At 41.2% G+C, this 15,248-nt stretch carries 10 protein-coding genes; 2 read left to right on the forward strand and 8 right to left on the reverse strand.

What is annotated here, in order from left to right; all coding sequences use genetic code 11:
- Nucleotides 1–294: 294 nt before the first annotated feature.
- Together ACWM35_RS21755 and ACWM35_RS21760 are read right to left on the reverse strand one after the other, a co-directional pair.
- A complete protein-coding gene (locus ACWM35_RS21755) occupies nucleotides 295–1,110 on the reverse strand; it encodes an ABC transporter permease (protein ID WP_454820998.1) in 816 nt (271 codons plus the stop codon).
- On the reverse strand, nucleotides 1,107–2,138 hold the full coding sequence (locus ACWM35_RS21760) for an ATP-binding cassette domain-containing protein (RefSeq protein WP_454820999.1): 1,032 nt from the start codon (nucleotides 2,136–2,138) through the stop codon (nucleotides 1,107–1,109). The genes ACWM35_RS21755 and ACWM35_RS21760 overlap by 4 nt, the downstream gene beginning before the upstream one ends.
- 827 nt (nucleotides 2,139–2,965) lie before the next feature.
- On the opposite strand from ACWM35_RS21760, the gene katG reads away from it, so the two are divergent.
- Entirely contained in the window at nucleotides 2,966–5,182 is a 2,217-nt protein-coding gene (gene katG / locus ACWM35_RS21765) for a catalase/peroxidase HPI (RefSeq protein WP_454821000.1), read from the forward strand.
- A gap of 68 nt (nucleotides 5,183–5,250) precedes the next feature.
- Here the strand turns inward: katG and ACWM35_RS21770 are convergent, their stop codons facing one another.
- The 5 genes from ACWM35_RS21770 to ACWM35_RS21790 all read right to left on the reverse strand — a co-directional run bounded on the left by ACWM35_RS21770 (nucleotide 5,251) and on the right by ACWM35_RS21790 (nucleotide 12,095).
- Nucleotides 5,251–5,670, reverse strand: a complete 420-nt coding sequence (locus tag ACWM35_RS21770) for a pyridoxamine 5'-phosphate oxidase family protein (RefSeq protein ID WP_454821001.1) — start codon at nucleotides 5,668–5,670, stop codon at nucleotides 5,251–5,253.
- Between the two features lie 150 nt (nucleotides 5,671–5,820).
- Nucleotides 5,821–8,901, reverse strand: coding sequence for an MMPL family transporter (locus ACWM35_RS21775; protein ID WP_454821002.1), 3,081 nt, complete (start codon nucleotides 8,899–8,901; stop codon nucleotides 5,821–5,823).
- Nucleotides 8,902–8,931: 30 nt separating this feature from the next.
- Entirely contained in the window at nucleotides 8,932–9,435 is a 504-nt protein-coding gene (locus ACWM35_RS21780; protein WP_454821003.1) for a MarR family winged helix-turn-helix transcriptional regulator, read from the reverse strand.
- 171 nt (nucleotides 9,436–9,606) lie between these two features.
- Nucleotides 9,607–10,875, reverse strand: coding sequence for an NAD-dependent dihydropyrimidine dehydrogenase subunit PreA (gene preA / locus ACWM35_RS21785; protein WP_454821005.1), 1,269 nt, complete (start codon nucleotides 10,873–10,875; stop codon nucleotides 9,607–9,609).
- Between the two features lie 11 nt (nucleotides 10,876–10,886).
- Entirely contained in the window at nucleotides 10,887–12,095 is a 1,209-nt protein-coding gene (locus ACWM35_RS21790) for an FAD-dependent oxidoreductase (protein ID WP_454821006.1), read from the reverse strand.
- Nucleotides 12,096–12,435: 340 nt separating this feature from the next.
- Between ACWM35_RS21790 and ACWM35_RS21795 the strand changes: the two genes are divergently transcribed.
- Complete coding sequence (locus ACWM35_RS21795) at nucleotides 12,436–12,846, forward strand: hypothetical protein (RefSeq protein ID WP_454821007.1); 411 nt, start codon at nucleotides 12,436–12,438, stop codon at nucleotides 12,844–12,846.
- Nucleotides 12,847–13,015: 169 nt separating this feature from the next.
- On the opposite strand, the gene ACWM35_RS21800 is transcribed toward ACWM35_RS21795, so the two are convergent.
- Entirely contained in the window at nucleotides 13,016–15,079 is a 2,064-nt protein-coding gene (locus ACWM35_RS21800) for a sigma-70 family RNA polymerase sigma factor (protein WP_454821008.1), read from the reverse strand.
- Nucleotides 15,080–15,248 lie beyond the last annotated feature (169 nt).

Consider the following 15,248-nt stretch of genomic DNA (forward strand, 5'->3'; position numbering starts at 1 on the left):
GGGAAATACCCATATTTCCTTCTTCATAAGGGAAGTTTTTTCGCTTATATGATCAAAATCCTTAGATTTTGACTTATTAAGAGCATTTAAGCGAAATTACTTCGCTTATTTTGGCTTCATAGGCTTCCTATATAGGCATTAACGGAAAATTCTTCCCTTATGAATTCTCATACCAAAACGAAAATCAACCATGAAAAATAACAGAGCCTTTTTTTTTAAAAAAGAACCGCCAAGCAGCAGGCGATTCCTTTCTGTAATTTAATTATAGTTTACACCTTTATTTCCATCTCACAACTATGTCTGGCGCATATATGCACGGATTGTGATCGGGGCAAAGACCGCAACAATTACCACAGCGCCAATGAGCGAAACCGCAAGGTCCCAACCCATGGTGCCAGAGTTGGTCAGATCTCGGACAGCCGTGACGAGATGGGAGATGGGATTAAACTTCACAAACCATTGGAGCCAGTCAGGCAGTGTTTCTGCCGGCACAAAAGCATTGGAAAGAAATGTGAGCGGAAACAGAATGAGCATTGAGATCCCTTGTACGCTTGAAGCCGTGCGGGCAATCACGCCAAAAAAGGCAAAGATCCAGCTGACACACCACGAACACACAATCACTAGAAGCGCGGCGATGGCGACATAGCCTAGACCGCCTTCTGGGCGATAACCCATGATATATCCCATCGTGAACGTGAGCACGGTGGCAATCGTATAACGAATCGTATCAGCCAGCAAGGCTCCCGCAAGCGGGGCAATACGGGCAATCGGCAGTGACTTAAACCGATCGAATACCCCCTTATCCATGTCCTCCCGCAGTTGAACACCGGTGACAATCGAAGTTCCGATTACCGTCTGTACGAGGATACCAGGAATGATAATCGGCAAATAATTTTGTACATCCCCGGCGATCGCTCCACCAAAGATATACGTAAACATCAAAGTAAAAATAATCGGCTGGAATGTGACATCAAACAATTGCTCCGGCGTACGCCGTATTTTTAACAAGCCGCGGTACGCCATTGTGAATGAGTTTCGTACCGTTTGCCTGAAGCTCAATTTATTGCGGAGCTGGATTTCAGCAGCCGGCTTCATCGCATTAGTTTTCATACTCTTACTTCCCTTTCTTGTTTCAATTTATCGGACGCCATTGATTCATCCTCTTTTACACCATGGCCGGTGAGAGTTAAAAAGACCTCATCTAGAGAAGGCTTCTGTACACTCAATTCAGCCAGTTGGATTCTCGCTTCCCGCATAGCAATCAACAAGTCGGCAACCCGGTCAGCATCCGCCATTGGAGCCATAATCTGTCCGCCTTCAGCTGAAACAGCTGAATGGACATTAAGGACTCGTTCAACAAGATGCCTTGCTTCTGGGATGTCCTGCGTATTTTGGATACTCAAATGCAGTGATGAGTTACCAACGGACTCCTTCAGTTCATTCGCTGTGCCCTCTGCGACTACACGGCCGCGATCAATGACAGCGATTCGGTCAGCCAGTTCATCTGCTTCTTGAAGATACTGCGTCGTTAACAAGACCGTTGAACCTGATTTTACCAAGCGGCGGATTGTATCCCACATTTGATTCCGTGTTCGCGGGTCAAGTCCGGTTGTCGGCTCATCTAAAAATATCAGCGGTGGCTGGGCGATGAGGCTCGCAGCCAGATCCAGCCTGCGCCGCATGCCTCCAGAGAAATTTTTCAATGGACGCTTCGCAGCTTCCGTTAAACCAAATTCCTCTAGCAAATCTGATGCCTTACGACGGGCCTCTGCACGCCCTAAACCTAACAGCCGAGAAAAGATGATTAGATTCTCGGTAGCACTAAGGGACTCATCAACAGAAGCATACTGACCCGTGACACCGATTAATTGGCGGACAATCTGTGACTCCTTCACCACGTCGTGTCCAAAGATACGGGCAGAACCAGCGTCCGGCCGCAGTAGAGTAGCCAGCATTCTGATTGTGGTCGTCTTCCCTGCCCCATTCGGCCCAAGTACTCCGTAGATCGTACCAGCGCGTACATTCAAATCTACGCTGTCAACCGCACGGTTATCGCCAAACGTTTTGACTAATCCGCGCGCTTCAATGGCCCAATCCCCTTTGTCTGTCAATGTATTCTTACGGTATAGATTATTCAATGTTGATCCTCCTTCTTGATCATTACTGATGATATGGAGATGATAAACTACGATTATGAACTGAATATGAACTTAAAAAGACTGTCATTCCATATTTACAACGTTCTTAAGTCTTTCGGAATGGGACTGTCTGATTTAGGGATCGCTACCATCGAAATCCACAAAGCTAGCCTTTATCAAACGGTTATAGAAAAAGCGAACAGTGTCGATCACTGTTCGCTACTTAACGAGGTTGCCTCTTTTCCAAAAAACCACAGCGCCGTCCTTATGGTTTCCTGCTCCTCCATACTGCCAAATAATCCATTGCGAAATCACTGATCCGGATCCTCCTGTCGAACGATTTCGCAACTCTTCCCCTCATATCGAATCAAGCTGTTACGCCAAAGGATATTAATCAATTATGACCATTATTTGAATTGATTTGGGAAACATTCCTTAATGGATATCCTTTTAACTTGCCTATTATCACTAAATTTCATTAGAATGGTTGTATGGGTATATATTTTCAATAATCTAAAAAGTTACCACTATATTCAAGTTACTAATTATTATTTTTTCTTTACCTCTATGAATATACTTCTTTTGTTTAGAAAGTACCGTCTATCACTACTCATCAATTACTTTAGCTATGAAACTACATAATTAAGACTCCTAATTCACCATAACAACTCTTGATCCAATCATATATTCATTCTCATAACTTTTATTACTTTCATTTTATTCTGAATTTTATTATAATGTTTATATGATAATTATTATAATCTGGTTCTAAAAACTAGATTCATAATTATATAATACTAAAATTACACAGAAGGAGAGATAAAGGTATGGATGCTAAAGACAATGCTAAAATTGAAGGATGCCCGTTTCACGGGGGTGCTACGAGTATTAAATCAAGTGGCACTTCCAATCGAGACTGGTGGCCAAATGCGTTAAACTTAAATATTCTCCATCAGCATGACAAAAAGTCTAACCCTATGGGAGAAGACTTTGATTATGCTGAAGAATTTAAAAAGCTAGACTATGCTGCTCTTAAGCAGGATCTTCGCGATTTAATGAAAGACAGTCAAGATTGGTGGCCTGCAGATTACGGACATTATGGTCCATTCTTCATCCGTATGTCTTGGCATGCAGCAGGTACATACCGTACAGGCGATGGCCGTGGTGGCGGCGGAACTGGTAATCAACGTTTTGCTCCGCTTAACAGCTGGCCTGATAACGTTAGTCTTGATAAAGCGCGACGACTCCTTTGGCCAGTTAAGCAAAAGTATGGTAATAAAATCTCTTGGGCAGACTTGCTTGTCCTAGCAGGTAATGTGGCGATTGAAGACATGGGAGGTCCAACCATTGGTTTTGGAGCAGGACGTGCTGACATTTGGCATCCAGAAGAAGATATCTACTGGGGTACTGAAACTGAATGGCTTGCTGATAATCGCTACACGGGTGAACGTGACCTTGAGAATCCACTTGCTGCTGTTCAGATGGGGCTTATCTATGTTAACCCAGAAGGTCCAAACGGCAAGCCAGATCCAATTGCTTCGGCTCGCGACATTCGTGAAACCTTTGCACGAATGGGAATGAACGATGAAGAAACATTGGCCCTAATCGCCGGCGGCCATACATTTGGTAAGGCACACGGTGCCGGAGATGCTTCTCATGTTGGTCCAGAGCCAGAGGCTGCTCCTATTGAACTACAAGGATTAGGCTGGCAAAGCTCTTACGGAAGTGGTAAAGGCCGTGATACGATCGGCAGCGGTATTGAAGGAGCTTGGACAGCGAATCCAACACAGTGGGATAATGGTTACTTCGATTTATTATTTGGATATGAATGGTGGCTTACAAAGAGTCCTGCAGGTGCCTGGATCTGGCATATTGTCGATCCAGACGAGAAAGATCTTGCACCTGATGCAGAAGATGCATCCATTAAAGTACCAACGATGATGACCACAGCAGATATGGCTTTACGCTACGATCCTGTGTATGAGAAGATTGCTCGTCGTTTCCATGCCAATCCGGATGAGTTTGCAGATGCCTTTGCTCGTGCATGGTTCAAACTTTTACACCGTGATATGGGTCCAAAAGCAAGGTATCTAGGTCCAGAAGTTCCAGAAGAAGATTTTGTCTGGCAAGATCCTGTTCCAGCAGGTAATTATGATTTATCCGATGCTGATGTTGCTGAGATCAAGGCAAAAATTCTTGACTCTGGACTAACTGTCAGTAAGCTTGTAACAACCGCTTGGGCTTCTGCTAGTACTTATCGCGGTTCCGATCATCGTGGCGGTGCAAATGGCGCCCGCATCCGTCTTGCTCCACAGAAGGATTGGGAAGTGAATCAGCCAGAACAGCTTGCACAAGTGCTTCAAGTATTGGAAGGCATCCAAAAGGATCTAGAGAAAAAAGTAAGCATTGCCGATTTGATTGTACTCGGAGGTAGTGCCGCAATTGAAAAAGCAGCGCGGGATGCAGGCTTTGACATAACTGTACCTTTTGCTCCTGGACGTGGTGATGCCACACAAGAGCAAACAGATGCAGAAAGCTTTGATGTGCTAGAGCCAGTTGCTGATGGTTTCCGCAATTATCAAAAGAAACAATATAGTGTAAGCCCAGAGGAGCTTTTAATCGATAAAGCTCAACTCTTAAACCTAACTGCACCAGAATTGACTGTTCTTATTGGTGGAATGCGTGTATTAGGCACAAATTATGGCGGTTCACAGCACGGTGTATTCACGGATCGCGTAGGCACCCTTACAAATGACTTCTTTGTGAACTTGCTTGACATGGGCGTTCAGTGGAAACCTGTAGGTGCAAACGTCTATGAAGGACGTGATCGCAAGACTGGTGAAGTCGTGCGTACAGCAACTAGAGTGGACCTCGTGTTCGGTTCAAACTCTGTTCTTCGTGCTCTTGCCGAAGTGTATGCTCAAAACGATAACAAAGAGAAATTTGTACGTGACTTTGTTGCTGCCTGGGTCAAGGTCATGAATGCAGACCGCTTCGACCTTAAGGCGGTTGACCTTAAAAAGGTTCAACTAGCAAGTAAGTAAGATTATCACAATTAAGAAAGAACCGCTGTCAATCAAGACGGCGGTTTTTCTTGTATAAGAAATACTGCTCAAAAATTAAGTTCTTGAGCTGGCTCCCCACTCATATTCAATAAACGGACCGTTTCAGGCTTTATTTGAAGAAACACGTAATTTGGATCCTCTGGACCGTCAAACCATTGGTTAAACGATTCATCCCAATATTGGTTTTTCAATTCGTTTGATTCATTAATAGACGCTGTCCCCGTGATTTCTACATAAGCATCACTTTGTCCATTCTTTTCATAACCTAACAATACAGAAGCAGCTGGATTTTTTTCGATTTCCTCGATTTTCTCAGTATCCTTTTTTGTTGGGGTATATAACGTTAAATTGTCATGATAAAACGTCATATATCGGGTATGAGGTTTATTATTTTCAACGGATGATAAGACCCCTGTTCGATGATCGGAAATAATTTTAAGCACTTTTTCTTTTAGATCTTCACTCATTTATGAATACTCCTTTATAAAGTCTTTTGTTTTTCCCTCTTATCATTTCCAAAAATACAAAATCCACAAGGAGGAATGGAAAATATCTGTTTATAAAAAAAGACTCTCTTCCGGTAATTTCGAAAGAGAGTCAAGCTTTTTTCACATTCGTTACGCTACTTTTTTATCCAAATTTAGCTTTCCATCCTTTTTCCTAGAAAAAACTTTTGCTAGTGATTCCGGAAGGGCCATCAAGGCTGGAACAAAGATAGGAAGCATGATAAAGCATAGGACGACAAGTCCAGTAATGACTGCTATCGCCAATTCAGATAAAAGAACGATTCCAGCAGGCATCAGTGTTGCAAAAGTCCCTCCAAGGATAACGACTGCTGCTATAATCACTCCTCCTATTTGTCTAGAAGCTAATACAATGGCCTCTTTAGGTGCAAGCTCTGGATATTCCTTAAAGCGCATCATTAAGAAGATACTATAATCTACTCCCAAAGAGACAATGATAATAAAGGAGAAGAACGGAACAAAGGACGAAAGCCCCTCATACCCTAGTAAATCAATAAAAATAAAGTTTACCAGGAACATCGCTGCATAGTATGAACCTACAAGGGATGCTGTGATGAAAACTGGTGTCCAGAAGGATCTAATTACAACGAACAGGACAAGCAATACTCCTATAATGACAATGATCGTTGTTTTACTCAAATCTCTAGACAATACATCATTCATATCATTGGTTGTGGCACTTGATCCAGCTGTTCCACTCTTAGCATCTGAAAGAATGGTACCGTTTAAACCATCTGAGATAGTAGAATTTATTTTATTAATCGTATTTAAAGCTTCCGTTGAATACGGATCATCCTTCAAAATCACCGTCATCTTGGTAATCTTTCTATCTTCAGACATGAAGGCATCGAATGATGGTTTTAAGGCTTCACCCTTCAAAGCTTCCTCTGGAATAAAGAAACTCTTCGTATTCAGCTGATTTAAGTAACCATTTGTTTGACCAATTCCATCAGAAATTTGCTTCAAGCCGCCATTCACATCGGATAATCTTTCCCCAAAGCTGCTGAATCCATTTAGGCCATCAACAAGTTGCTGCTGACCGGATTTCATCTGTCCAAGCCCATCATTGACACTGTTCATATTCGTTACAATCGTGCCAATTCCAGTTGAAGCTTGTCCAAGTCCCGCTTTAAGCTTAGTCAAACCATCTGTTAATTGCTTTAAACCACTGCTCACGCCTGCGAGATTTTTATTCGCTGTATCGAAACCAGCCGTTACTGCGTTGTAATTGTCATTTAATGCTTTGATACCTTCAGGTGTAATTTGACTTAGAGATGAAGATAGTTCATCAATTGTTGTTTTTAACCCTTGATAATTGGCATCTGTATTGGAGTCTGAATAACTGCTTCCCAGAGCGGTTACCATGGATTGCATTTGAAAAAGTGCCCCTTTTACACCAAGAAGAGCATGTGCTGCTTGTTGATAGTGGGTGCCTAACTCCTTATAACCAGCCTGCATCTCTCCATATTTTTCAGCTAGCAGGGCTACCCCGCTGCTCATCTGTGAAAGATTCGTTTCAATCGCAGCAAGACCGCCAGTAATCGTTTGTGGATTACTTGTACCATCATCGATACCGGCTTGGATTTGCTGTAGCCCGCTCGTTAATGCGCCCATTCCGTCTTGAAGCTGTGCCGTACCATCCACCATTTCGTTGACCTTAGAAAAGTCCGCTGATCCAAGTCCGTTTTGTGCTTCGAGCAATCCATCATAAATTTGGTCCACACCGTCTTGCGTTTGTGATAATCCATCTGTAACACTTTCCATTTGACGATCGACGTAAAAATCATCGATTCTCTCACCTAGAGGTTGTGTGACAGAAGAAACCATTTTTACACCCTTTAAGCTTTTGAGTTTTTCCGTTACACTATCGATGACGGCAAGAGATTCATTATTATCGAGTGCTGTGCTATTTTCAATGACAACCGTTGCCGGCATAGACTGTCCTTTCCCAAAATGCTCTGCAACTAAATTAATCGCTTTTGAGGAAGGATATTTATCTCCAAGTTCCCCAACGGTATCAAAGTTAAGCTTTTCCTCATGGAGATACACCATTGGTCCTATTAATAAAAGGATGATGGCTGTAATGATAATCGGATGCTTGGTTGCAAATGTTGAGGTTGCTCCCCAGAACTTGTTTTCCTTGTGGCCGCCAACATTTTTGGATGGCCAGAAGATTTTTTTACCTAACACCTTCATTACAAAAGGAGTTAACGTTAAAATTTCAAGTAATAGAATACTGACACCGATAACGACCACAACACCAGATTGATAGATTGGTGATTCGGAAAAAACAAGCGCAAGGAAAGCAATAAATACAGTGAGTATACTATAAGCAATTGTTTTTCCAGCTGTTTTATAGGTAATAACAATGGAATCGTCTACAGAGTGACCATGCGATAATTCTTCCTTAAATCGATTAAAAAGAAGTATATTATAATCCGTCCCAATCCCAAAAAGTATTAGGACTAGAAGCATTTGGGTCAAACTTGTAATTGGAAACCCGGCTTTATCGATTAATTGCGCGGCAATCCCCATGGAAACTAAGTAGGAAAAGGCTACCGTAATGAGAGATACTATCGGTGTAACCACTGACCTAAAGGCAAGGATCAGAACAACTAAAATGAAAATAACAGTTAAGGCAGCACTCTTCTCAACTCCGGCTTGGGTCGCTTCTAAATAATCGTTATTGATAAAATCTTCCCCGCTAAGATAATACTCAACAGGTGCTTCCTTCAGTTTTTCTTCAAATTGTTTTTGGATATCATCGATTTCTCGATCTTTCTTATCAAGCTTATAGCTCACCATAAGCGTCGTACCATCTTTTGAAACTAACGAACTTTTCGCATCGGGCATACTGAAAGGGTCAATCATGTCAGTGATCCCAAGTTTTGAACTGCTAGCACTAATTGATTCTACCGTTTCCCCGATTTCTTTCATTTCATCCTGCGAAATTTTATCCTTATCATAAAAAACAATCAGGTTATCTGTCCCTTTTGCCGTTTCCATTTTCTTCAATATATCGTTTGCTATTACGGATGGACTATCACTACTCGTACCCTGCTGTCCTTTTTCTCGCAGGATGGCATTAACATCTGGCTGGAAAACAGTAAGTACTATTGTCGCAATTAACCAGATTGCAAGAATAGCCCATCGCCCTTTAATAATCGTTCTCACTTTGTATCCTCCCAAATCATTGTTGTCTGTTTATTTTTTTCGCTTTCCCTCATCAGAGAAGTACAAAATATCGAAGAATTCCTGATTATCCATTCCTTCTGCTACCATTTTTTCCTTAACAGCCGATACCATTAACTGCATTCCCTTTTCGACAATCTCCTGTTCATTCGGAGTTAAAAGATCTAATACACCCACTAATGACTTATTGGTAAGTTCTGATACGCTATCATTAATATCATTCGCTAGTCTTTCAGATAGGGTAATATTTACGATCCGTTTATCCTTAGCATTGGGGGTTTTCACTAGAATTCCTTTAGAAATCAATCTCTCCACAATATCTGAAACCGTACTTTGTGTCATTTTCAAATTTTGCGAGAGTTGTTTAATGCTCACGGTTTTATGAGCAAACACATCTGCAATGACCCTGACTTGGGGAACGGTTACTCCATGCTCCTCCGCTTGTTTCTGAAGACTTTTCATCATATAACGATGGATAAAATCAACGGATTCCCTAATAAAGACGGCTCTATCCAATCCCTTTCCTCCTCATTCATATAAATCGCACACGATACATCGTATACGATTTATATTATGGTGACAGTCTGTATTTGTCAATTTAATTGAATTATTGCTGAATTAATCAAAAAAAGACGCTGGTATCAAATAACTACCAACGCCCTTTCACCTAGATATTATGTTTTTTTCTTATACATACGCCAATTGTTTTACAATATCTTCCCCAGATCGATTATGATCTCTATCCTTTTTAAAAACAACCTCTCCTGGGGTGATACAATTAAGAACCGGACAGACATTCAGACAAAGATGACAGCCCACACAACGGTCTTCGAGTATGATTGGCTTTCTATTTCCAACATCCCATTCGATGGCCTGGTGGGAACCATCAAAACAGGAAATATAACATCTTCCACAGCCTACGCACTTACTTTCATCGATACTCGGGATGATTTGGAATGATCGATCTAGGTTTTCAGCTGGAATGATATTTTTTACAGCGATCCCGACCAGTTCCTCCAATGAATCCACGCCGCGTTCATCCATAAAGTGACTCAGTCCGCTAATCATATCTTCCACAATTCTGTAACCATACTGCATAACGGAAGTGGTTACCTGAACATTGCGGCAGCCGAGAAGGATAAATTCCAAAGCATCCTGCCATGTTTCGATACCGCCAATCCCACTAAGCTGAACCGTTTGCAACTCTTCGCACTGGGTCAACTCTGTAATAAAACGCAGAGCAATCGGTTTGACTGCATTTCCAGAATAACCTGAAATCGATGATTTACCATTAACGACAGGCTTTCCTGTTAGATTATCCATATCAATATTGGTGATACTCTTTATCGTATTAATCGCAGAGATTCCGTGGGCTCCACCCTCGGCAGCCGCAATAGCTGGAACGGTCATCCTGGTAATATTGGGCGTCATCTTGGCAACGACAGGGAGATGAGTGTTTTCAACAACCGCTTGCGTATACTTCCGAACCAATTCCGGATTTTGACCAACGTCCGAACCCATCGCATGGCTTGTCATTTGCGGGCAGGAAAAATTCAGTTCAAGCATATCCGCTCCTGCCTCCGTAACCGCCTTTGTAATTTGAATCCACTCCTCTTCAGTGGATCCCATAATACTGACACCAATCACTTTATTCGGAAACTTCCTTTTCAGCTTTTTAATTTCTTCCACATTCTGTTCCAAAGACATCTCCGAAATTTGCTCCATATTTTTAAAACCCGTCCATGATTGAGCTCCATTATTGACCGTATCAAATCTCGGTGAACACTCATCCATCCCTGTTATCCCAACCGTTTTATAAAAAATACCTGCCCAGCCTGCTTCAAGTGCTTTGGAAATTTGTTCAGCGTTGTTGACTACAGGAGAAGATGACAAAAAGAACGGATTTTCGCAATTTACGCCTAAAAAATCTATCGATAAATCTTTTTTCATGGTCATTCCCTGCCTCCTTAATAGAAAGACTCGATAATTTTCGCTGCAGCTTCTCTACCTTCCCCGATTGCCCTAACAACAGTGTCGCCACCATTGACCATATCTCCGCCGGAGAAGATGTTCCCGGATTCTTTCAAGGACTCCGCATCCTCACGTATTTTTTGCCCTACCGCTAGGATAACGGTATCCGCTTTCATTTCCATCGTGGATCCGTTGGTCATGTGTTCAAATTTCACTCGTTCAACTTTTCCATTGCCAATAAATTGAACTGGTTTAAACTCAGATATTAGCGGGACCCCCATTTTAAAGACCAGGTCCTTCTCTTTCTGAACGGCAGGTGCGCTCTCCAATGTTTCTAGAAAAACATTATAAATGGAGGAAGCACCGAGATGTTTGCTGGTTGCAGCGCAATCCATTCCAACATCGCCTCCGCCAATAATGACCACATCACCAAGGGGCAGCATTTTACCATGGCCTTCTTTTGCCTGGGATAAGAAATCAAGCGCAGAGATCACTCCATGAAGATCAGATCCTGGAACCGCTAGTTTCTTTGCCTCCCATGTCCCTGTACCGACAAAAACATGGTCGTATTCCGTCTTCAAATTCTCCAGTTCAGCGGCAGTGATTTTATGATTAAGTTCAAATTTAACGCCAAGTTTCTCCAACTGGCTCATATCCTGTTCCAGCACAGCATCCGGGAGGCGAAATGGCGGAATAACATATCGGAGCATACCGCCTAATTTTTTATGCTCATCAAAAATGGTTACCTCAACACCTTCTTTGGCAAGATCGGCTGCGCAGGATAGACTCGCAGCTCCTCCACCAATGCAGGCAACACTTTTTCCAGTATATGTATCCTTTTTTATAAGAAAGGACTTATTCAATTTTCTTTCATGTTCCATCGCAAACTGCTGAAGCTTTCCAATCTGGATTGGGCGATCAATTCCTGAACGGCTGCATTCTTTCTCGCAAAGCTTTTCCTGAGGGCAAATTAGAGCACAACTAGCACCAAGAATATTGTTTTCACGGATGGTTTCCGCCGCTCCATTTACATTTTTAAACCGGATACTGCGTATAAATTTGCCTGGATCTGTTTTGGCCGGACAGCCTTGACTACACGGGGCATCCTCACATAGCAAACACCTTGATGCCTCTTCCATGGCTCTACGGAAATCAAAAGCTTCAATTTGAAGCGGTTCATAGTCCATAACAGAATTTTGATCCATATCATAACCCTCCTCGTAAGTTTGTGAAACAATGAGCATAAATAGTTATACGAATCTCCTCTCTTACATGTCTTCACATTCCATCCTACATTGTTATTTTATAACTATACAGATGAATGTAAAGATATACAGGCGAGGCTTCACAATATTTTCTAAAACAATTCATGATATTTATAATATTAGAAACACTTTTAATAGGGAAAAATGTGTTAGCTAGATTCGAAAGTATTGACTATTAGTACCATTATTTCAACATATCTGTCTGAGTCGAATTTTGTAAATATTTGGTGATGGATATCATTTCTTCTGGTATAGTGATGAAGGGAGGGAGGTGAGCATGATGGAAAAAATTCTACAGTTGATATTGGATAAACTTGATAATCTGGATCAAAAGTTTGATAGCCTGGAGCATAGATTTGATACCTTGGAGCATAGGTTTGATAGCCTGGAGCAAAGATTTGATACCTTGGAGCATAGGTTTGATAGCCTGGAGCAAAAGGTAAATAATCTTGATCATGAGCAAAAAAGGCAGGCTGACATATTACAACAATTAGTTGAAACCGTAGCTGCTACGAATGTTAAGATTTCAGAAACTACCGAAAGAATAGACCGCCTCGAAAATAAAGTAGACATACTTACTACGGATGTCAATGAGATTAAAACTTCTCTTGCTACAAAAAAGGACCTTGAGTACTATGAGCAAATGATTTCCGAACACTCCAGAGAAATATACAAGCTAAAAAATAAGTAAATCACTTCAATCTAAATTCCTCAAGATAAAATAACAATTCCATAATCATATTTTCTCGTTTTTCCTGTAAAGATACGGGGTTTTTCGTTATTATTGACTATTACATTTTGAAAAAAAATGAGCGAACAGTACCTGTTACTGTTCGCTTTTATTACAATTATGAAATTACTTATTTCAATGATATCTTCACCACATCATCCAAATATTTCATTGTGCTGTATCCAAGAATCTCCAGCCTTTTAGGAATCACATTTTCTCCAGGTTTGTTACTGTGCATCCCAATGTTTTCAACTGTAAAAAAGTATCGAGGCTGCTCGATATCTTCCATTGCCCTAGTCATATTATTTATATCGTATTCCTTTCCGTTTTTATCAACATACACTCCTTCAGAATTCATCTCCATTGAACCCATTTCAGTTTCATCGGTCCCCAGAACATTGAAGTTTAGCGACCCATATGCGCGATTCTTGATATCATGATTGCTTATGACAACCCATGACGGCTGTCCCACTTCCACCTTGTCGATGGAGATCGTACTTCCAGCATATTCAAAGGTTTGAGGATATTTCTGTGAAGCATCCAGTTCGATCGTTTTTTGGTCTTCAAAATTTAAATGAATAGATCCGAATTGAGCTCTGACCTCTTTTGGTTTTTCTCCAAAAAGTGGGTCAAAGTGTGCTTGAAAACCAATCATTTCCCCTGATTGAAAGGAGTAAGTACTGCCATACAAATCCGCTTTCAGTTTTTTATCGTTCACTGCTAGATTGTCAAAGTTAAGAGCTTGTATTTGCTTTTGTTGCATCTCATTATGAATAGCAAAATGCAGAATCGTTTCTGTAGGAGCTATGATTAATTTATCAAATCGAACCTTGAACCCCTCGACTTCCGTTTCCCCATTCAAGGCATATTCGACGGAAGCTTTTTTGGTAACTGGGATCTCGAAGTTCCACTCCCCTGTTTCAAATCCCATGATTTCGTAAGCCCCCAAACTAATCCGGTCAGAGGAATCAGGGTTCAACTTCTCAAGTCTTGAAATATTAAGTTTAATGGTCCCGTTATCCTTGAGGAGAGGCTGCAGACTAATTTTCCCTCGATAAACGTTCTTTTCTTCGTTATTTACATCTGAATTAGGGTCAGGAGGATAGTACCTTGGATATGTATCACGAGCCATGATTTCAAGTTGGTTCTCCACAGAAATTCCCTCATTCATATCTATCATATATTGATTCTCTTCTTTTGTATCTTCTATTTCATAAAAAACAAGCGTCTGAATATCATCCGCAATCACACTCTTAATCTTGATTTTCACCCCATCACTTTCCGCTTCTAAGTTCAGACTTTCACCGAGATCCTGTTGCAGAAAGGCACGCAATTCCTGATTATCTTCTGTCCAGGTATAGTAGAGCTTGGAAAACGCTCCTGTAAAAACCTCTAAAACGATTAATAGGGCGACAACACATGCAATAACGCCGCCGATTTTGATACGTTTCTTGTTCTTTTGTTGTCTTTTCTTTTCCTTTTCAGCCAATCTAGCTTTAATGTTCTCCATAAAATTAGATGGCACATGGAAATCCTTCATTCTTTCAGTAAGATTCACCATGGTTAACATGACTTCTTGAAAGGCAGCCAGATCCTCCTGACAGTCTTGACAATGGTAAATATGTATTTCGAAATCAACCTTTTTTGACCGATCCATCGTTCTTTCTAAGTAATCGATGTAATTTTTATGATACTCTTTACAGCCATGAAAGAGGGATCCGTACCCCATTTCTTTTCGAAGTGACTGGATTCCGGAAAACAAATGCTCTTTCAGCTTTTCGACTGAAACATGGAGAAGATGTGCTGCTTCCTCCTGGGAGAGTCCTTTTATATAGGTAAGAACCATCGCATCTTTATCTGACTCTCCCAATTGATCCAGTGCTTTGAATAATTCCAGACGGGGTTCACGTTTCTCTGAAGCTTGTAAACTTCTATCGTTGGAAAGCTCCCGGCAAGTGTGGACGAAAATGTATGTAACCCATGTTTCGAATGATGTTTCACGTTTAAATCGCGGCAATTCCTTGTGGACTTTTACAATGGTCCGATAAAACAACTCTTCCATTTGCTCCTGACTCCTAAGATAGCACCAACCTAGCGGATAGAACGATTGTTTACGCTGTTCAAACCAATCGACGATGGATTCCACACTGTTTATCGTAACGTTGAAGCTCGGACCTATTTTTTCTGGGATCATGATTGTGCTTCCCCCCTATTAACTCTCTTTATATCTAATGGGATGTCCCCGGAATTCTCTACCCCATACCACAAAAATTTCAATATTTTACTACTATTATAATATAAGTGAATTTTAAAAAGGGAATTTTTAGAAAATAACTGCATCTTAGAGAAATGCAAACTTTTTA

The organism is Neobacillus sp. K501 (assembly GCF_053749995.1).

Bases quoted from the DNA above. Each gene is read 5' to 3' on its own strand.
- preA (WP_454821005.1), bottom strand. From the start codon at position 10,875: ATGACCATGAAAAAAGATTTATCGATAGATTTTTTAGGCGTAAATTGC.
- ACWM35_RS21795 (WP_454821007.1), top strand. From the start codon at position 12,436: ATGGAAAAAATTCTACAGTTGATATTGGATAAACTTGATAATCTGGAT.
- katG (WP_454821000.1), top strand. From the start codon at position 2,966: ATGGATGCTAAAGACAATGCTAAAATTGAAGGATGCCCGTTTCACGGG.
- ACWM35_RS21770 (WP_454821001.1), bottom strand. From the start codon at position 5,670: ATGAGTGAAGATCTAAAAGAAAAAGTGCTTAAAATTATTTCCGATCAT.
- ACWM35_RS21800 (WP_454821008.1), bottom strand. From the start codon at position 15,079: ATGATCCCAGAAAAAATAGGTCCGAGCTTCAACGTTACGATAAACAGT.
- ACWM35_RS21755 (WP_454820998.1), bottom strand. From the start codon at position 1,110: ATGAAAACTAATGCGATGAAGCCGGCTGCTGAAATCCAGCTCCGCAAT.
- ACWM35_RS21790 (WP_454821006.1), bottom strand. From the start codon at position 12,095: ATGGATCAAAATTCTGTTATGGACTATGAACCGCTTCAAATTGAAGCT.